We start from the raw sequence: 19,112 nt of genomic DNA, 5'->3' as shown, positions 1-19,112 counted from the left end.
GGCTTCCGCATGACCCTTTCCCCAGCGCCTCGCCATCCAACCCTGACCCGCTTCCTGATCGAGCAGCAACGCGAGCAGAATGTGCTCCCCGGTGAGCTGCGCCTGCTGATCGAAACCGTGGCGCGCGCCTGCAAGACGATCAGCCATGCCATTTCCAAGGGCGCGCTGGGCGAGGTTCTGGGCAGCCTGGGCCAGGAAAACGTTCAGGGCGAGGTCCAGAAGAAGCTGGACGTCATCGCCAACGAGCTGCTGCTCGACGCCAATGAGTGGGGCGGCCATCTGGCGGCGATGGCTTCCGAAGAGATGGAGACGATCCACCTCATCCCCAACCGCTATCCCAAGGGCGAATATCTGCTGATGTTCGATCCCATCGACGGGTCGAGCAACATCGATGTCGACCTGTCGGTGGGCACGATCTTCTCGGTGCTCAAGGCGCCGCATGAGGTCGCCGGGCGGCAGGTGACCGAGGAGGACTTCCTGCAGCCGGGCACCACGCAGGTGGCGGCGGGCTATGCCATCTATGGCCCGCAGGCGCTGCTGGTGCTGACGCTGGGCACGGGCGTCTATGAGTTCACGCTGGACCGCGAAGTGGGCGCCTGGCGCATGACCGACGGGCCGATGCAGATGCCGCAGGGCAAGCGCGAATTCGCCATCAACGCCTCCAACCGCCGCCAGTGGTCGGACCATGTGGCGCAGTATGTCGAGCAGCGCGTGGCCGGGTCCGAGGGTCCGCTGGGCGAGGATTACAACATGCGCTGGACCGGATCGATGGTGGCCGATGTCCACCGTATCCTGAAGCGCGGCGGCGTGTTTCTCTATCCGGCGGATGCGCGCAAGCCGGGCAAGGCGCGCCTGCGCCTGATGTATGAGGCCAACCCCATGGCCTTCCTGATCGAACAGGCCGGGGGCGCGGCCACAGATGGTGAAACCCGCATCCTCGATCTGGTGCCGCATGGGCTGCATCAGCGCGTGGGCGTGGTGCTGGGCGACCGGGCCGAGGTTGCCGCCGCCACGGCGGAGAGCGCAAAGTCCGCCCTGATCCCGGGGTAACATGGATGCGTCTGGTCGAGGGCTTGCGCGGACAAGCCCTCGGTGGGTGGAGAATGCCTTCTTGCTGATGGCCGTCGCGATGATCTGTCCATGAGCCTGCCCGATGTGATCGGGCCGAAGCTGAAGGTGCTGTTCTGCGGGATCAATCCGGGTTTGCTGGCGGCGGCAACCGGGCATCATTTCGCGGGGCGGGGCAATCGGTTCTGGCGGGTGATGCATCTCTCCGGCTTCACCCCGCATCAGATCGCCCCTCAGGACAGCCATACGATCCTGCATCACGGCTGCGGCCTGACGACTGTGGTCGAGCGGGTCACGGCGCGGGAGGATCAGCTCGATCCGGAGGAATATCGCGCCGCAGCGGGTGAGTTTCAGCGCAAGGTGGCGCGGCATGCTCCGGCCTTCGTTGCTTTTCTGGGCAAGCCTGCTTTCGCCGGGCTTTCCGGCCAGCGATCGGTGGCGTGGGGCGCGCAGGCAGCGATGATTGCGGGGGCGAAGGCGTGGGTCCTGCCCAATCCGAGTGGAAGAAACCGCAGCTTCGATCTCGACCAGCTCATCGAGGCCTATCAGCAGTTGAGATATGCTGCATTTGGCGCGCAGGTTCCACGATAGATCGGCTGGAACGCCAGCCCAGCACCATCATCCGCTGCCGCCTTGAGATTTTCAGCCTCCTGATGATGTCCTGCGGCGCCCCTTCTTGTCGGACAATTTTTCACCCGACCTTCGCGGTGGATGGGAGGCTTTAATTAAAAACAAAATTGAATTTTTGAATTCGGCCCGTAGATTGCGGACACAGGGAAAGGGAAACCCTCTCCTCAAATTGATTCGAAGATTTTTCGTTTCAATTTTCAATGATATAAGAAGAAAAGCTCAGTGAGCGACGGGATCAGCCCCAGCCGCTCCGGAAATGGGAGGATGCAGCGTGGACATCGACAGGCGTGGCGTGCTTGCCGGGGCGGCGGCGATGGCCAGTTCTACTCTGACAAATCCCGGGGGCGCCTCAATGCCCGCGCAAGGCGCCACAATGCTCGATGAGCCGGACTATGGCGATGTCACCCTGCTCGATGGCAGGGCGCGTCAGCAGGCGGACCAAACCCTCGACGCCGTGATCAACATGAGTGACGATGCGCTGCTGCGCCCCTTCCGCGCTGCCGTCGGACTCCCGACCCCCGGCCCCGCACTGGGCGGCTGGTATGATCCCGATCCCTCCTTCAACCCGCCGGGCAATTTGACCGGCTATATCCCCGGCCACAGCTTCGGCCAGTATCTGTCGGCGCTGGCGCGCGGCCATGCGGTGACCGGCGATCAGCGCGCGCGCCAGAAGGTGGAGCGGCTGGTTGCCGCCTATGCGCCCACCATCTCACCCAAATTCTATGCCAATTATCCCATTCCGGCCTATACTTACGACAAGCTGATGATCGGCCTGATCGATGCCTTCCGCTTCACCGGCAATCGGCAGGCCCTGCAGTTGATCGACCCCACCACGCAGGCCGTGCTGCCCTATCTGCCGGGCAAGGCGCTGGACCGCGCCGAAACCCAGGTGAACGCCAGGCCCAATGTCGCCTTCGGCTGGGACGAAACCTACACGCTGGCCGAAAATCTCTATCTTGCCGCCAAGGCGGGCGCCGGGGATCGCTTCCGCACCATGGCGCCAGCCTATCTGCTGCGGGAAAGCTACCTCGATCCGCTGGCCGCCGGGCGCAATGTGCTGGCGGGCCGTCACGCCTACAGCCATGTCAATGCGTTGGCCTCGGCCATGCGCGGCTACCTCCATGAGCATGATCCTGCCCTGTTGGCCGCAGCGCGCAACGGCATGGCTTTCGTCATCGCGCAGAGCTTTGCCACCGGCGGCTGGGGCCCTGACGAAAGCTTCATAGAAGCCGGTTCGGGCGGCCTCGGCGCCAGCCTGAGCAGCACGCATCGCACCTTTGAAGCACCCTGCGGCACTTACGGCCATTTCAAGGTGGCGCGCGCTCTGATGCGCGTCACGCAGGACAGCCGCTATGGCGATGGCATGGAGAAGCTGTTCTACAATGCCGCGCTTGGCCTGCTTCCCCTGCGATCCGATGGCATCGGCCAATATTACGCCGATTATAACGATATCGGCGCCAAATCTTACTATGAATCGAGTTGCCCCTGTTGCGCGGGATCGATCGGGCAACTCACGGCGGACTATGGCATCAGCGCCTATCTGCGTGACGACAAGGGGCTTTTCGTCAATCTCTACACCCCCTCCCGGGCGGTCTGGCGCAGGCATGGCGAACCGCTGCTGACGCTGACCCAGCAAGGCAATTACCCATTGGAGCCCAGCATGGCGCTGCATATCGAGGCGCCGCGCCCGGTGGCGATGGCGCTGCGGCTGCGCATTCCGGCCTGGGCCGGGCCCGGGACGCAAGTGGCCGTGAATGGACGGGATGTCACCGAGGCCACCGCTGGCCGCTTTCTGACCATCACGCGCACATGGCAGAGCGGCGACAAGGTTGACCTGCGCTTCGATCTCCCTCTGCGTCTGGAAGCCGTCGATGCCCATCATGCGGACCGCGTCGCACTGGTTCAGGGCCCGCTCGCCCTCTTCGCGACGGGCGACCGCTTTGCCCTCCATCATCAGCGCGATCTGCTGCAGCTGCGGCAAGCCGCCCCCGGCGCCACCGAATGGCTGCTGAACGATGCCACCGGCAAGGCGGTGTTCAAGCCCTATTTCGCTTTGGGCGGAGAACCCTCGCGCCTCTACCAACGCAGCATCCTCGACGCGGCCTGAGCGCCGCACCCCGTCCACGTCAATCCTGCCGGGCCCTAAGCATCGTGCGAAAAAGTGGGAACCGGTTTTTCGCATAAAACGATGCGACGACAAAAGCCTGAAGCCAATCGGAGAAAAAATGGTGAAGTCGATCCTGCCTGCCGCGGCCATGCTTCTGGCGAGTGGCCTTTCCTCAAGCCTGTCCGCACAAACGGCCACTCCGCAATCCCCCGTGGACGCGCGGACGGATGCGCTGATCGCGAAGATGACGCGGGACGAAAAGCTCACGCTGGTCTTCGGCCTGTTCGGCACCGATGATGCCAGCCGCAACCATTATGCGCGCCCGCCGCTGGCGCTGGATGGATCAGCAGGCTTCGTGCCGGGCATTCCAAGGCTGGGCATCCCGCCGCAGTGGCAGACCGATGCGGGCGTGGGGGTGGCGACGCAGGGCGCCGCAAAGGAGAAGCGCCTGCGCAGCTCGCTGCCCGCCGGGATCGCCACGGCCGCCAGCTGGGACCCGGACATGGCCCGCAAGGGCGGCGCGATGATCGGAGACGAGGCCAAACGCTCGGGCTTCAATGTGATGCTCGCGGGCGGAGTCGATCTCCTGCGTGAGCCGCGCAATGGGCGGGGCTTCGAATATGGCGGCGAGGACCCGCTGCTGGCAGGCGTCATGGTCGGCGAGCAGATCGCCGGTATCCAGTCGAACGGCGTGATCGCCACGATCAAGCATTACGCGCTCAACGATCAGGAGACCGAGCGCAACGGCACCAGCAATGTGCTGATCGATCATAGCGCGGCACGCATGTCAGACCTGCTGGCCTTCCAGTTTGGCATCGAGCATGGGGCGCCCGGCTCGGTGATGTGCTCTTACAACAAGGTCGATGGCGTCCGCGCCTGCGAGAACCCTTTCCTGCTCACTCAGGTGCTGCGCCATGACTGGAAATGGCCGGGCTTTGTCATGAGCGACTGGGGGGCGACCCATTCCACAGTGCAGGCCGCGCAAGCAGGGCTCGATCAGGAATCGGGCTATCCCTTCGACGATGCGCCCTATTTCGCAGAGCCGCTGAAGAAGGCCGTCGCTGCCGGTCAGGTCAGCGAGGCGCGCCTGACGCAGATGGCGCGGCGGGTTGTGCGCGCCATGGTGGCCAACGGCCTGCTCGACAAGCCGACCAGCGACCAATCCGCCACCATCGACTATGCCGCCCATGCCCAAGTCACCCGCGCCGATGCCGAGGCCGGCGCGGTGCTGCTGCAGAACAGGCACAGCCTGCTGCCGCTGGGGCCGAACATCCGCTCCATTGCCATCATCGGCGGCCATGCGGACAAGGGCGTGCTGGCCGGGGGCGGGTCCTCCGCGGTCTATCCGCGCGGCGGCAATGCCGTGCCCGGCCTGACGCCGACCTCCTGGCCGGGGCCGGTCATTTACGATCCCTCCTCCCCGCTTGAGGCGATCCGGAAGCTGGCGCCCAATGCCACGATCCACTTCGCTGACGGAACCGACCCGGCTCAGGCCGCCGCCCTTGCCAAAAGCAGCGATGTCGCGCTGGTGTTCGGCACGCAATGGGCGGGCGAGGGCTTTGACGTCAACCTCACGCTGGATGGAGATCAGGATGCGCTGATCCAATCCGTGGCCGCAGCGCAGCCCAAAACCGTGGTGGTTCTGGAAAGCGGCGGGCCGGTCCTGACCCCATGGCGCGATCAGGTCGGCGCGATCCTTGAGGCGTGGTATCCGGGCACCGCCGGGGGCGAGGCCATCGCCAACCTGCTGTTCGGCGTGGCCAACCCCTCAGGCCATTTGCCGGTGACCTTTCCGGCGGATCTTGGGCAGCTGCCTCACCACGAGGCCCCGCATGGCGGCGATGTCACCTACACCGAGGGCGCCACGGTCGGGTACAAATGGTTCGAGGCCAAGGGGCTGAAACCGGCCTTCCCCTTCGGCCACGGCCTGTCCTATACCAGCTTCACCGCCTCCGGATTGCAGGTTGCGCGCGAAGGCGCGGGCGTGATCGCGCATGTCCGGGTGACCAACACAGGGCAGCGACGGGGCGCCGCCGTGCCGCAAATCTATGTCGCGGCGGCTCCGGCTGCCGGATGGGAAGCCCCCAAGCGGCTTGGCGGCTGGCAGAAGGTGACGCTGGAACCCGGGCAGAGCCGGGAGGTCAGCGTGGCCATCGATCCGCGCCTGCTGGCGCGCTGGGATGAGGCAAACCATCGCTGGCGGATCGCGGCGGGCAGCTACACCATCAGCCTTGCACAATCCGCGACCGAACCGGGCGAGAGCAGCACGATCGTGCTGCCCGAACAGACCCTCCCGGTGGATTGGCATCCGGGCGGTGCCGAAAAGAAGCGCTAAGGCGCTGGTAAAAGACGGAAGCCTTGCCCCTATCGAAACGGTAGGGGCAAGGTCTTCCAGCCTGCGTCCGATAGGGCTGCCCTTCAAGCTCTGGAACGACCTTCCCCCGGCAGCCTGTCACAAGAAAGGATTGATATAGCCGCGCCGCGCCGCGACGGTGACGGCATGGGTGCGATCATGAACGCCAAGCTTTTCGAAGATCGTCTTCAGCTGCGCCTTGATCGTATCGGTCGACAGGTTCAACCGCCAGGCAATTTCCTTGTTGGCATGGCCGTCGGCAACCAACCGAAGCACCTCGATGTCGCGTTCGGTGAGCGCCATATCCAGAGCATGCGTGGCAATTTCATGCGCAATGTCTGCCGATAGGGCGCGGCGGCCAGCATGAACCGAACGGATCGCATCCGTCAGCTCGCCCCGAATGGCATTCTTGAGAAGATAGCCCGCGGCGCCAGCCCTTATGGCGCGCGCCGCATTCGCATCGCCAGGATAGGTGGTCAGCACCAGAACGCGGGCATCGGGGGAGAGGCGGCGTATCTCCGCAATGGCCTCGACCCCGCCCATCCCCGGCATCTGCACATCCATCAGCGTCAGATCGGGCGACAGTTCACGAAATTTCTCCACGGCCTCGATGCCATTGCAGGCTTCGCCGATGGCCTCCATGTCAGGCTGTCGCCCGAGCAGCGCAGCGATCCCGTCACGCACCATCGGATGGTCATCGACAATCAGGACGCGGATGGGAGGAGGCATCATGAACTCCATGGTCGAGGTGTGCGCGGTTTGTATGCGATCGCCCCGGGCACCGTCAGCACCACTTCGGTCCCCCGATCGGGCTGCGGGCGGATGACAAGACGGCCACGCAACCGCCGCGCGCGTTCGCTCATGCCAAGCAAGCCGTAATGGCCCGCCTTGCCACCCGCCCGGGCGACCTCGGCATCGATGCCAAGCCCATTGTCCGCAAAGCGGATCTGCAAATTCGCGCCGTGGTGCAAGGCCACCGCCACCTGCGTGGCATGGGCGTGGCGGTGAATGTTGAACAGCGCCTCCCCGGCAATCCGGATGATCTCGTCAAGCGCCGCCGGGTCGAGGGACCGCGCCTCTCCATCCGAGGTGATCGCCACGGTCACGGCTGAGCCGAACTCGATCCTGGCGATGAGGTCGCATAGGATCTGCTGCAGATCGCCATCCTGCTGCGTGCGCAATTCGCGAACCCGGTCACGGCCTTCAGCGATGACCTTGTCGGCGATATCGATCGCGGTGATGAGCGAGGCACGCACGGGCATCTCCTCCGGCAGATCGTCGGCGGCGAGCTGAAAGCGAAGCGTAAGCGACTGAACCGACTGCAGCAATGTATCATGCAGTTCACGCGCAATCCTCTCGCGCTCCTCCGCGCGTTCGGCCATCCGCATGCGGATACGGTCGGCAAGGGTGCGCAGGCGGAAAGAATAAGCCAGCCACATCAGCGCCAGCAGCGCCGCCGCGCAGATCAGCTTGAACGGCCAGCTCTGCACGAAAGTGGGTTCGATCTCGAAGGCCAGCGTGGCCCCCTTGCTGTTCCACACCCCATCGCTGTTGCGCGCGATGACGCGGAAGAGGTAGCGGCCCGGCCCAAGGTTGGTGTAGGACGCCGTCCGCCGCGCACCCGCATCGACCCAGGCGTCATCAACGCCCTGCAGCCTATACCGGAACTACACGCGCTGAGGCACCGTGAAACTCAGCCCGGCATAGGCGATGTTGACGGTGCGCGTCCCCCCGGGAAGCACGACATGCACCGGATCGCGCCATGTCCCCCCATTGCTTTCAAGGGAGCGGATCGTCACCGGGGGCGGCATGCTGTTCGGCTGGAGTTTCGCGGGGTCGAAAAAGGCCGCGCCCTGCCGGTTGAGGAACCAGAGCCTGCCGTCTGCCCCCACGGCGGATTGCTGCCCCATGAAGCCACCCTGCTGAACCGTGCTCGCCAAGCCGTCCAGAGCGTCGAATTTGGTGACAGGCAGCGGCGCGTGGGGATCGTCGAAAGCGCGATCCAGATCGGCCGTGGCGACTTCATACACGCCGGCCCGGCTGAACAGCCAGGTCTTGCCGTCCACGGTCTGCTGGAGCGTCCTGACCCAGGTGATCCAGGGGAAACGCCGCTCGTCGAGATGACGCAGCTGGTTTCCGCGTTTCCGGGCCAGACCGGCGCTACCGCTGATAAAAAGGTCTTGCGAGCCCGCGCCATTGCCCGCCATCAGCGCCCAGGGCGTTCCGATCCCGGCCTGCCCAAGGCTGATCCTCTCAAGCCGGTTGCCATGCAGAAGGGCGATGTCAGGCGGAATGACCAGCGCAAGATCGCCTGACTGCGTCCTCGTCAAATCCCAGACCTTGAGGTCCGCAAGGAGCCCGCCGGCCCGATGCCAGCCTGCCGCATCCCGCCACAGAAGCGTACCGCTGGCAACGGCCAGCCAAAGACGGCCAGAGGCATCTTCGGCGCAGGCGATCCTCGCTTCGCCGCCCGGATAGCCGGGAAACCGTCGCACGCGTGTGCCCTGCAGCAGGATGAGCTGGCCCCGCGGTTCGATAACCCAGACGCCCCCGGCTCGCGCCGTACACATCGAAATTTCGTCCGTGGCCAGCTTCAGAACCGGAGCCGCAGGCCCGTTCGAGGGCACACGAAACACCGTCCGGCGCGACCCGACATAGATGCTGCCGTCACTCGCCCGCGCCATCGAGAGCCCATGTTCGGGATCGGCGGATATGGCGGGGTCCTGCTGGGCCGCCGCCCGGCGAAACTGGTCGATGCCGCTTTCGGTTGTGATCCAGACATTGCCCTCGCGGTCGACAAAGGGCGCATAGCTGGTGTCGGACGTCAGGCCGTTGGCCGCGCCGAACCGGCTGACCTGCGCGGCAGGCCCGGCAGACGGCGCATAGGGTTTGGCGATGTAGAAAATCCCCACAGACGCCGTGGTGCCCCACAGGCCACCGTTGCGATCGAACGCGAGGGCGGCCCGGGTGACACCGGGCACGGGCGGAAAGCTGATGGCAGGCTGTTTGCGCTTGCCGCTGGCGTCGAGAAACATGCGGGTGCCGGTTGCATCCGAAATCCAGAGCGCACCGCTGTGATCGAGCGCGATCTTGGGCCGCCCGGAAAGCGCCACAGGCACCGTCTGAAAATGCGTCGCCGTGGGGTCCAGAAAAGCCAGCGTGCCGCTTTCGCCATTCTCGGCGCTCAGCGCGACCCACAGCCTGCCGTCTCGCGCGGGGATCAGATCCATGATGTAGCCGCGCGGCAGTGCCAGCGTCTCGTCCACCCGCTCCCACTGGTTGCCGTGTCTGCGCTGCAGCCGCTTGTCGAGGCTCATGGAGGATGCCCATAGCGTTCCGTCGGGCGCTTGTGCCAAAGCGGCCAGCCCGCGCGGCGGATCAGGCATGTGCATGTCGCGCAGGGCGCCCTGACGGTACACGGCGACGCCACCCGTATCACGCAAGCCGACCCAGAGTTCGCCCCGGTCGCTCACCATCAGCGTCGATGGCGAGGCGCGCCGCTTGCCTGAGCCCTGCGGCCAGTCGATCCGCTCGAAGGTCGCGCCGTCGAAGCGATAGAGCGCGTCACCGGCGAGCCAGATGTAACCATCGGCGGTCTGGGCAATGCGCAGCAGGCCATCGGGCGCGCCATCATCGGCAGCAGCGCGAACGTGTTTGAACGCCTCGAAACCGGGGGAGGAGGATTGCGCAAAGCACACCGCGCTCACGAGCGATGACATCGCCAGAAGCGCGAATGGCCCCATTCTGGTCACGCAAGACCGGATCATGCGACTGGCTTTCCCCCGTCGGAGCCGACACCCCCTTCTGCCCCTGAAAACCTCTTACCAAAGCCTGCCGCCCCGACAATCGGCAAACGCCATCTTTCGGATCACATCAGCGTATCAATCACCCCGCCATCGACGCGCAACGCCGCGCCGGTGGTCGCCGAAGCCTGTGGTGACGCGAGATAGACGAACATATTGGCGACCTCCTCGACGCTCGCCGCACGCTGGATGATCGAGGTCGAGCGGGAGGCGCGCACGAAAGCCGCCGCGACCTCCTCGATCGGTTGGCCCGATGCGGCGCGTTCATGCTCCAGCATCGCGGCCACGCCTTCCGACAATGTCGGCCCGGGCAGAACGGAGTTCACCGTCACACCGGTTCCCGCCATGCGCTTGGCGAGCCCTCGGGCCAGCGCGACATCGGCGGTCTTGCTGACGCCGTAGTGGATCATGTCCGCCGGAATGTTGAAGGCGGATTCCGAGCCGAGCAGCAGGAAACGTCCCCAGCCGCTGGCCTGCATCCCGGGCAGATAGGCCCGGGCGAGCCGCACACCGGCCATCACATTGATCTGCCAATGGCGGTCCCAGATCGCGTCATCGGTGTCGAAGAAATCGACGGGCTGGAAAATGCCCAGATTGCTCACGACAATATCCGCCTGCGGCTCTGCCTTGACCAGTTGGCCATGCCCGGCGGCGGTGCCCAGATCGGCTGCCACGCCGCGCGCGCTGCCACCGATGCGCGCCACCGCCGCCTCGACTTTCGCTTGCGTGCGGCCATTGATGATCACCGTGGCCCCGGCTTGCGCCAGCCCCTGCGCGATGGCGAAACCAATGCCCTCAGTCGAACCGGTGACAAGCGCGGTCTTGCCGCTGAGATTGATGTTCATGCGCATTGTCCTTTGATCGGATTGCGAAAAAGGGGCATCGCATCGGCCCCGGTTCAAGGCTTCAGGCGCCAAACCCGCCATCGATGGTGTGCAGCGCGCCCGTCACCGCGCCCGCATCCGGCCCCGCGAGCCAGGCCACCATGCCCGCCACTTCCGTGGGGCGCACATGGCGCTTGATGGCCATGAAGCTGTGCATGACCGCGCTCATCGGGCCATCGGCGGGGTTCATATCGGTGTCGGTCGGCCCGGGCTGGACGACATTGACGGTGATGCCCCGCGCCCCGAAATCCCGCGCCAGACCGCGCGCCATGCCCTGCATCGCCGATTTGGTCAGCGCATAGGCCGCGCCGCCTTCAAAGGGCATCCGGTCACCATTGACCGAACCGATGATGATGATGCGCCCGCCATCCCTCATCTTGCGGGCAGCTTCCACCGCCGCATGATAGGGCGCGCGGACATTGAGATCGATCATCCGGTCGACCGCGTCGGCATCGAGTTCAAGCGGATTACCCAGCACGAGCGCCCCGGCATTGACCACGAGGACATCGAGCTTGCCCTGCGACTTGACCGCTGTGATCACAGCCTCGCGATCCGCCGCATCCGAGCGGACCGCAACCGCCCCCGTCCTGTCCTGAAGCGCCGCTGCGGCATCGGCGGAACCGGCATAGGTGAAGGTCACGAGATCGCCCGCATCGGCGAAGCGCTGGACGATGGCGGCGCCGATACCACGGCTTCCGCCGATGACGAGAACATTGCGTTTTTCTTCGGTCATGGGACTTTCCATCGAGATCGGGATTGAAAGAAGGCTGCTTGTCACGGTCAGTGGCCGACTTCGGCGAAGACGATGTCCGCAAAGCCGGCAGTGGTCGCATCGCGCGCCCAGTCACGCTGGAGTTCGCAGGCGACCTGTATCCAGCTGACGGGAACGGCACCCGCCTGAACCAGGCGATGAATTCCGACCCGATGCGCCACGTCGGACGTGCCAGCCACGGCATCGACGACAGCAAAGACCTCATAGCCTTCGCGCAAGGCGTCGAGCGCCGGGAAGACCAGGCACACCTCGGTCCACAGCGCCACCATGATCAGTTTGGACCGGCCGGTGGCTTTCACCGCGGCCACGAAATCCTCGTCCTCCCATGCGTTGATCGATGTGCGATCAATGGGGGACGCATCGGGCAGCACATCGGTGATCTGATGGATCGTCGGCATGTTGCGCCCGGTCGCGACATTGACCGTCGAGAGAACAACTGGAAGCCCATAGAGTTTGGCGGTGCGGGCCAGCGCGGTGACATTCTTCACCAGCAGCCGCTTGTTCATCGTCACGATCGAGCCGACCTGCACCGGCTGGAAATCGATGATGATCAGCGCCGCATTGTCCGGCGTCAGCATGTGATCCTTGACAGGATCACGGGCGATGGCGGGTGAGGTCATGGCTGTTTCTCCTTCTTCGCTTCATGCCCTGCTTCGATGAAGTGGGTGTCGGTGGGGCCGAAGCCGCTGATGATGACCGTGACCGGGGTGGCCCCTGTCATCGCGAAATGAGCATCGCCGCCCGGCTCGCTGTAGAAGCTGCCCGGCCCCAGCGCCTTCGTCGCCGAGGCGGTGGCGACCGCGCCATAACCGAAATGCCAGATGCCGGAGACGACCACGGCGGTGCGGTTGTCACGGTGCGTGTGAGCCGCGATTTTGGTGTTGGCGGGAACGCGCAATTCGATGGTGTAAGGCCCCGCAGCCGTCGGATCGCCGGCCAGCACGATGGTCTGGATGCCCGCGACGCCCGAGGTGCCCGGCCCGCCGGACGCGCGATGCTGCGCCGCGATTTCGGCCTGTGTCAGGCGGATCTCGCCACGGGGCGCGGCTTGGACTCCACTCGCCGCCGTGGCAGCCAGCAGGAGCGCGGGCAGCAGAACCCGGCTCACTTTTGCGCGTCCAGGAAGGTGCGGATCACCGAGACGGTTTGCGCGGGCTGCTCCTCCATCAGCCAGTGGCCGGAGTCGCGCACGACAGCCTCCTGCACATGGGTGGCCGCAGCGCGCATCACCACCGCCATCATCGGGCCGAAGGAGTGATCGCCGCCAATGGCCAGAACCGGCATCGCCAGCTTGCCCGACGCCAGAAAGGCCTGATCGTCCTTGACGTCCTGATCGAAGGCCTTGAACTGCTCGAAACCGGCATGCATCGCGCCCGGCCTTGCATAGAGCGCGGCGTAATGCTCGCGGGACTCTTCATCGAACTTCCTGGGATCGGCGGAAAAATCGTTCCAGAAGCGGTCGAGATAGATGCGCTCGCGACCGGCGACCAGCCGCTCCATATCGGGGCCGCCAAAGCGGAAGTGCCAGAGCAGCGGGCTTTTCAGGATCTCATCCCAGGGGCCGACGCCGGGCAGCGGCGCATCCATCAGCACGAAGGCCTTCACCCGGTCGCGATGCTCGGCGGCAAAGGCGAAACCGACCATATTGCCGATATCATGGGTGACGAGATCGACCTGACCGACCTTCAGCGCGTCAAGCACGCCAGCGATATCATAGCCCTGCGTTTTCTTGTCATACCCGCCCGCCGGCCGCGCCGAGAGCCCCATGCCGCGCAGATCCGGCACGATGACCGTGTGATCACGCGCAAGGTTGGCGGCCAGCGGCGCCCACATATCGCCGGTTTCACCATAGCCATGCAGCAGCACGACCGCAGGCCCGCTGCCGCAGACACGAACATGCAGCGAGGTGGCGTTGGTCGCCACCTCCTGAACTTTGCACGCTGCTGGAAATGGCGGAACCCCGGCGTCGGCCGAAGCGGCGGACACCAGGGCGACCAGGCTGGTCGCGAGCATGCGTAGCATAGCAATCTCCTCGGGCTTCAGGGCACGGCAGATGGGCAATCCGGGGAGAATCTCGCCTGTGACTTATGGCGCGCGACCGGAATGCGGGAACGGGGGGAACTCAGGCTGGCACGGGGGCTGGCACGGTTGCCACAGGGCAAAGCGTGGGGGCCGCCAGAACGGCTTTGAGCATCGCTTCTCCTTTGGACGGTGACGGCCACGGTGATGGCGGCAGCTACTGTCCTCGCCCGGCGGTCAACCTTCAATCCCAGGGCGGGTCGGGGGCCTTACCCGAACGGGTATAAGGATGCGGGGGCGCCCGAACGGGCCTTTCAGCGAAGCCCGGGCCATGCGGTGACGAGGCCGCTCGCTGATGCGGCGGCTCCGGCCAGCATCGCGCCCGCAGCGTGACTCAAATGGAGCTCACCGATGTTCACCGGCGCCGCGCCATGGGGCGCGGCTTGCGCGATGGGCGAAGACTGCGATCGCCGCTCATCGCACCAAACTTTGCCTTTGCGGTCGTGACAACCAACCGGTGGTTGCGCAGCCCGTTTACACCCCGCAGCGCTTCAGTGTGCCAGCCCCGCAGGCCGTGCAGCCGAGGCTGCCTTTCTGGTCCAGATCGGCCAGGCCACAAGGCTGAGCGCCACCCCGAAGGCCAGAAAGATCATACTGCCCTGAGGGAGAGCGGCATGCGCCGCAAATGCCGCTGGCGGGCCGAACAGCACGCCCAGCAAGGTCACTTGCGTGATCAGGCCGCTGGTGGCGCCCATGCAGGCCGGAGACGGGGCGACCAGCGGCAAGAGGCTCCACATCCCGACCAGAATGCCCAGCCCCGCCATCAGGATGCAATTCATCACCATGGCCATCAGCAGCGAGGTGGGCGCCAGCACCAGCAGCGAGCCCGCCACAGCGCAGGCCGTCACCGCCAGCAGCCCCATCCGTACCGGCGCGACGCCGCGGTTGTAGAGCGTGCCGAACATGAAAGCCCCCGCCACATTGCACAGCATGGCCAGAATGTTGAAGGAGAGTACCTGCGCCTCGCCCACGCCGATGCTTTCGGCCAGCAGGCGCGGCAGGGTGGCGACAAAACCTGTCTGGAGGAAGGCCGCCGCCGCAAAAGACAGGCCCAGCACGAAGGGCCAGGGCGTGCGGATCACCGCACCCAGCCCTTGCAGACGGCTGGGTTTGCGCTCGCCGGGCGAAGGCAACAGGGCCTGCCCCAGCGCCACCAGCAAGCCCGCCCCGACCGCATGGCCGACAAAGACCATCCGCCAGCCAAGATGATGGCCGACCACCACCCCATAGAAGGATGCCAGCACAAAGCTGGCCGGGATCACCGTGGACCACAGGGCCAGAGCCGCCGTGCGCTGCCGTCCCTCGGTCAGCCGCGTGATCATCGTCACCGCGCCCACCACCATGCAGACATAGCCCAGCCCGCCCAGCACGCGCCAGGCCAGCAGAAGATCGATGGTATGGGCCGTCACCACGCCCAGATCGGCGACGATCACCAAAGCGCCGCCCACCAGCATCATCGGACGATCCCCGAAGCGGTCGACCAGCCAGCCCACGCAGAGCGAAGACACCGCCGCCGCCAGCGCCGGCATCGACATCACCCAGCCGATGGTGGCGGGCGATGGTGGATGGAACTCCGCCGCGATGCCGCCCAGCGCGGGCACGGCGCTGCTCACCACCAGCATGCCGAAGACGCCGATCAGATAGATCAGCGCGATACGCCCCCAGGGCGCGGTGGCGGGGTCGGTCATGGTCGTCTGGTTCTCCCCGGAGCGAACTCCGTCTGATCTTTTGTGCCGCCAGTCTGGGAGAGGGGCCGCGCGGGGTAAAGCGCGGGGGATGGCACCGCACTGTCGCGGTTTCCGCAACAATCAGCGCTTGCGCGCGGCGTTTCGATTGGTCACCGTCTGACAATCAATCACCAAGGCGCCACCGATGGGCCTAGGGATTGCAGGATAAGGCTTACGGCCCCGATCAGCAGAGCGGCCGAAGCGGGAGACAGACATGGATCGACTGACCACCATGGCGACCTTTCTCAGGGTCGTGAAATCGGGGAACTTCACCACGGCGGCGGAGGAATTGTCGATTTCCCGCACGCTGGTGTCGCGCCATGTCGCCGATCTGGAGGCGCATCTGGGGATCAAGCTGCTCAACCGCACCACGCGGCTGGTCAGCCCCACCGATGCGGGACTGCGCTACAGCGAGTTGTGCCAGCGTGTGCTGGGTGACATCCGCAGCGGCGAGGAGCAGATTTCCGCGATCAAGAATGAGCTGGAAGGCGATATTGCCGTGCTCTGCCCGATCTGGATCGGCAGTTTCGGCGTGTCGCTGGCGATCGGGGAGTTTCTGTCACGCCATCCCGGCGTCAATGTGAAGCTGCATTTCGAGGAACCCTCGGCCAATCCGCATGAGTTCCTGACCATGGGCTATGATGTCTGTATCCAGCCCAATGTGATGCGCGACAGTTCGATCATGGCCAAGAAGATCGGCAAGATCAACCATTTGCTGGTCGCCTCGCCCGCCTATATCGCCGCGCAGGGCATGCCCGAGACGGTGGCGGATCTGGCGCATCACTCCTGCCTTGCCAAGACGACCGACCATCAATGGGTCTTTGAAAATGGCGAGCGGGCGCAGTTGCGGATGCCCTCGAAATTTTCCTCCAACAGCGTCTTTGCCCTGCGGGAGACCTGTGTGGCGGGGTTGGGCATTGCCCTGCTGCCCAAGGGCATCATGCAGGATACGCTGGCCAAGGGCGATCTGGTGCAGGTGCTGCCCAATTTTCCGATTGCGGCACGCCCGCTCTACATCGCCTTTCCGCCCGGCGGGGATGTGCCGCGGCGCATCCGCTCCTTCATCTCCTTTCTGGGGGACTGGTTCAAGCTGCACAATGTGGGGGATACGGCCCCTTCGCTGCGCAGCTGAAAATCAGGGCGCCGCATACAGGATGCGGCGCCCTGACAGGCGGCAGGACTGAAGGGTGGTCTCAGTCCTTGCGATAGTCGTGGCGGGCATGCTCATTGTAGGGCGATGGCGCGACGGTGACCTTCAGCCGCTGGAAAACGAAATCGCCGTTGGCATCATGGCCGGGGCCGGGATGCTCACCCCAGACGAAATCGAGCTGCGTGCCGGGTGCGGCGTATTCCTTGTCCACCAGCCCCAGCGACAGGATCTTGTTCAGCGGCCCGATCAGACCGGTCTGGAAGACCATGCCCACGAGTCTGCCGTCCTTTTCGATGCGATAGCGGCCATAGGTGTTCATATAGTCCGGCTGGCCGAAGACTCGGACCACATCGGCCTCATCGAAGACGAAGGTCACCTTGCGGCGGGGATAATCCACCTTGGCCTTTTCCAGAGCCTCGCGCCCAAGATAGTCGTGATTGAAGCTGATCGACTTGCCATAGCCCAATTCGAAGGGCGAGACATAGTAATCCTCGATGTTGTCCGAATAGAAGCTGCCGTGCAGCGGCTTCTGGCCCTCATAGGAAAAGACGCTGAGCCATTCGCGATAAGGCTTCAGATCATCGGTGAAGATGCCCGGCGTCGGCGTGGGAATCCAGCCGCTCTCGATGCCATTGGTGTAATAGGCCTTGCCGCCGACATGGACGAGGCCGAACTCCTCACCCGCTTTCAGAATGGCATCCTTGACCGCCACGGCATCCTTCCAGTCGCCGATGAATTCATAACCGGGCATGCCCGCCATGCCATGACGAAAGGCACGGAATTTGGCACCATTCAGCTCCACCGGGGTAGAATAGAAGAATTTGGTGGCAGGCAGCGGGCCATCGAACAGTTTTTCTGCCAGCTTCATCGCCAGCGGACCCTGAATCTGATAGCGGAAGACGATCGGAGAGCCTTCCTTGCGCAGCCCGGAATCGGGATCGACCGTCATCGCAACATCGTAATTGCCGGTCTCACCCTGATAGCGAATCCATGATTGCGAGGCGGGCACGCCCGACAGGTTGAAGCGCTCCTCGGCATCGCGCATCAAAATGCCGTCGGTGATCAGATTGCCGCGCGCCGTGACGGGCACGAACTGCTTGGCCTGCCCCACGACGAAATTCTCGTAATTGTTGGCGCTGTAATCTTTCAGCAGCCGCAGCGCATCGGGCCCCTCGATCCACAGGTCCCACATATGATGCGACAGATCGCTCAGCGCCACGCCATCGCGCCAGGCCAGCTGCTCCTCGCGCCAGCCGACATATTCGGGCTGGATCACCGGCACTTCCCAGGCCCTGGCATTGGGTTTCCAGACCAGCGCCATCGGCGAACCGGCATCCTCCATGGCCTGTTGCAGGCTCTTGGGCTTCATCGGGCATTCCTTTCCGCAAATCGTGCTCAGCCGCATGTGCCGCGGCCTGCCCGAGACGTAGCAAGCCGCCCCCCTGCCGATATATGCCCTCTTTTCGCGCAACATTGTCGCGACTTTGGCGACAAAGGGCGGCCTTGCCCGATCATCAGGGACTTGCGCGCCCGCGCGGCCAGCCCGCGTGCGGCCCCGCGCCCACTGTGACAACATTGTTGCGGGATCGGTTGCTACTCAGCGGTGCCGGTCGGTGGCAGGCAGGCTGCATCCTGTTCACAAAGCGACCCCCATCATGCATGATCTTATCTCGCTCTTCGAGGATTACAGCCTCGAAACAACGGCCAAGGACGCCGCCACCGTCAACACCCTGCCGCTTGGCTTGCCGCGCCCGGCGCAGGTTTTCGTGCCCTGGCTGCCGGACGAAGCCGATGAAGCGCGCATCGCCGCCTGCCGCGCCATCCGTGCGCAAGGGCTGGAACCTGTGCCGCATCTCTCGGCCCGCCGCATCGCCAGCGCCGATCAGCTTGACCGGCTGCTGGGCGCCTTGCGGGCCGAGGCGCAGGTCACCTCGCTGTTCCTGATCGCGGGCGATCTGGCACAGCCCTCCGGCCCCTTCGAACACAGCCTTGCGGTGATCGAGACCGGGCTGCTGGAACGCCATGGCTTCACCCATGTCGGCATCGCCGGCCATCCCGACGATCATCCCGATGTTGCCGAGCCCATCCTCTGGGAGGCGATGCTGGCCAAGATCGTCGCCCTGCGGGCACGGGGCCTTGAAACGCAAATCGTCACGCAATTCTCCTTCGATGCCACGCGCGTGCTGGGCTGGCTTCAGGAGGTGCGCCGCCGCGGGGTCGATGTGCCGGTGCGGATCGGCATTCCGGGACCAGCGGGGGTGCGCACGCTGCTGGGCTTTGCGCGGCGCTGCGGGGTCAGCGCCTCGGCCAGCGCATTGGCGAAATACCGCCTGTCGCTCGGGCGGCTGATCGGCAATGCCGGGCCGGACCAGTTCCTCAGCGAGTTGATCGAGGGCCTTAACACCATGGAAGCCGGAACCGTCCGGCTGCATGTCTTCCCCTTCGGCGGCTTCTACAAATTCGGCGACTGGATGGCCAGGGCCACCAGCGCCGCCGCCATCACCGCCTGATCCCCTTCCAAAAAAATCATACCATCTGG

16 protein-coding genes and 1 pseudogene are annotated in these 19,112 nt (G+C 64.9%); 6 read left to right on the top strand and 11 right to left on the bottom strand.

The window, feature by feature from the left end; translation table 11 throughout:
* Nucleotides 1–9: 9 nt before the first annotated feature.
* The 4 genes from HGK27_RS26245 to HGK27_RS26230 all read left to right on the top strand — a co-directional run bounded on the left by HGK27_RS26245 (nt 10) and on the right by HGK27_RS26230 (nt 6,140).
* Nucleotides 10–1,050 carry a class 1 fructose-bisphosphatase gene (locus tag HGK27_RS26245; RefSeq protein WP_206243765.1) on the top strand — a complete coding sequence of 347 codons (1,041 nt, stop codon included), beginning with the start codon at nt 10–12 and terminating at the stop codon, nt 1,048–1,050.
* Nucleotides 1,051–1,134: 84 nt separating this feature from the next.
* On the top strand, nt 1,135–1,659 hold the full coding sequence (mug, locus tag HGK27_RS26240) for a G/U mismatch-specific DNA glycosylase (RefSeq protein WP_206245566.1): 525 nt from the start codon (nt 1,135–1,137) through the stop codon (nt 1,657–1,659).
* A 310-nt stretch (nt 1,660–1,969) separates the two neighbouring features.
* A complete protein-coding gene (locus HGK27_RS26235) occupies nt 1,970–3,805 on the top strand; it encodes a beta-L-arabinofuranosidase domain-containing protein (protein WP_206243764.1) in 1,836 nt (611 codons plus the stop codon).
* Between the two features lie 118 nt (nt 3,806–3,923).
* Complete coding sequence (locus HGK27_RS26230; RefSeq protein WP_206243763.1) at nt 3,924–6,140, top strand: beta-glucosidase; 2,217 nt, start codon at nt 3,924–3,926, stop codon at nt 6,138–6,140.
* A gap of 117 nt (nt 6,141–6,257) precedes the next feature.
* On the opposite strand, the gene HGK27_RS26225 is transcribed toward HGK27_RS26230, so the two are convergent.
* The 10 genes and pseudogenes from HGK27_RS26225 to HGK27_RS26185 form a co-directional block, all read right to left on the bottom strand.
* On the bottom strand, nt 6,258–6,899 hold the full coding sequence (locus HGK27_RS26225) for a response regulator transcription factor (RefSeq protein ID WP_206243762.1): 642 nt from the start codon (nt 6,897–6,899) through the stop codon (nt 6,258–6,260).
* Entirely contained in the window at nt 6,887–7,699 is an 813-nt protein-coding gene (locus tag HGK27_RS26220) for a sensor histidine kinase (protein ID WP_206243761.1), read from the bottom strand. Before HGK27_RS26220 ends, HGK27_RS26225 begins: the two co-directional genes overlap by 13 nt.
* A gap of 21 nt (nt 7,700–7,720) precedes the next feature.
* Nucleotides 7,721–7,813 (bottom strand): annotated as a pseudogene (locus HGK27_RS31485) (triple tyrosine motif-containing protein); the annotation flags it as partial.
* A 12-nt stretch (nt 7,814–7,825) separates the two neighbouring features.
* Nucleotides 7,826–9,877 (bottom strand): ligand-binding sensor domain-containing protein, encoded by a 2,052-nt coding sequence (locus HGK27_RS26215; protein WP_206243760.1) that lies wholly within the window; start codon nt 9,875–9,877, stop codon nt 7,826–7,828.
* 149 nt (nt 9,878–10,026) lie between these two features.
* A complete protein-coding gene (locus HGK27_RS26210; RefSeq protein WP_206243759.1) occupies nt 10,027–10,806 on the bottom strand; it encodes an SDR family NAD(P)-dependent oxidoreductase in 780 nt (259 codons plus the stop codon).
* A gap of 61 nt (nt 10,807–10,867) precedes the next feature.
* Nucleotides 10,868–11,578 carry an SDR family oxidoreductase gene (bdcA, locus tag HGK27_RS26205; protein WP_206243758.1) on the bottom strand — a complete coding sequence of 237 codons (711 nt, stop codon included), beginning with the start codon at nt 11,576–11,578 and terminating at the stop codon, nt 10,868–10,870.
* A 47-nt stretch (nt 11,579–11,625) separates the two neighbouring features.
* Nucleotides 11,626–12,237, bottom strand: a complete 612-nt coding sequence (locus HGK27_RS26200) for a hydrolase (RefSeq protein WP_206243757.1) — start codon at nt 12,235–12,237, stop codon at nt 11,626–11,628.
* Nucleotides 12,234–12,725: a cupin domain-containing protein gene (locus HGK27_RS26195; RefSeq protein WP_206243756.1), complete on the bottom strand. Its 492-nt coding sequence runs from the start codon at nt 12,723–12,725 to the stop codon at nt 12,234–12,236. Before HGK27_RS26195 ends, HGK27_RS26200 begins: the two co-directional genes overlap by 4 nt.
* Nucleotides 12,722–13,639 (bottom strand): alpha/beta fold hydrolase, encoded by a 918-nt coding sequence (locus HGK27_RS26190; protein WP_206243755.1) that lies wholly within the window; start codon nt 13,637–13,639, stop codon nt 12,722–12,724. Before HGK27_RS26190 ends, HGK27_RS26195 begins: the two co-directional genes overlap by 4 nt.
* 548 nt (nt 13,640–14,187) lie before the next feature.
* Complete coding sequence (locus HGK27_RS26185; RefSeq protein ID WP_206243754.1) at nt 14,188–15,384, bottom strand: MFS transporter; 1,197 nt, start codon at nt 15,382–15,384, stop codon at nt 14,188–14,190.
* Nucleotides 15,385–15,637: 253 nt separating this feature from the next.
* Between HGK27_RS26185 and HGK27_RS26180 the strand changes: the two genes are divergently transcribed.
* Entirely contained in the window at nt 15,638–16,555 is a 918-nt protein-coding gene (locus HGK27_RS26180; RefSeq protein ID WP_206243753.1) for a LysR family transcriptional regulator, read from the top strand.
* A 61-nt stretch (nt 16,556–16,616) separates the two neighbouring features.
* Here HGK27_RS26180 and HGK27_RS26175 read toward each other — a convergent pair whose 3' ends face one another.
* Nucleotides 16,617–17,942, bottom strand: a complete 1,326-nt coding sequence (locus tag HGK27_RS26175; RefSeq protein ID WP_206243752.1) for an aminomethyltransferase family protein — start codon at nt 17,940–17,942, stop codon at nt 16,617–16,619.
* A gap of 286 nt (nt 17,943–18,228) precedes the next feature.
* Here HGK27_RS26175 and HGK27_RS26170 point away from each other — a divergent pair, with 286 nt between their 5' ends.
* Nucleotides 18,229–19,083 (top strand): methylenetetrahydrofolate reductase, encoded by an 855-nt coding sequence (locus HGK27_RS26170; protein ID WP_206243751.1) that lies wholly within the window; start codon nt 18,229–18,231, stop codon nt 19,081–19,083.
* Nucleotides 19,084–19,112: the final 29 nt, after the last annotated feature.

It is taken from the genome of Novosphingobium terrae, assembly GCF_017163935.1.
Classification (GTDB): domain Bacteria; phylum Pseudomonadota; class Alphaproteobacteria; order Sphingomonadales; family Sphingomonadaceae; genus Novosphingobium; species Novosphingobium terrae.
Note: the sequence above shows the minus strand (reverse complement) of the source record. Positions and strands in the feature narration are given on the sequence as shown.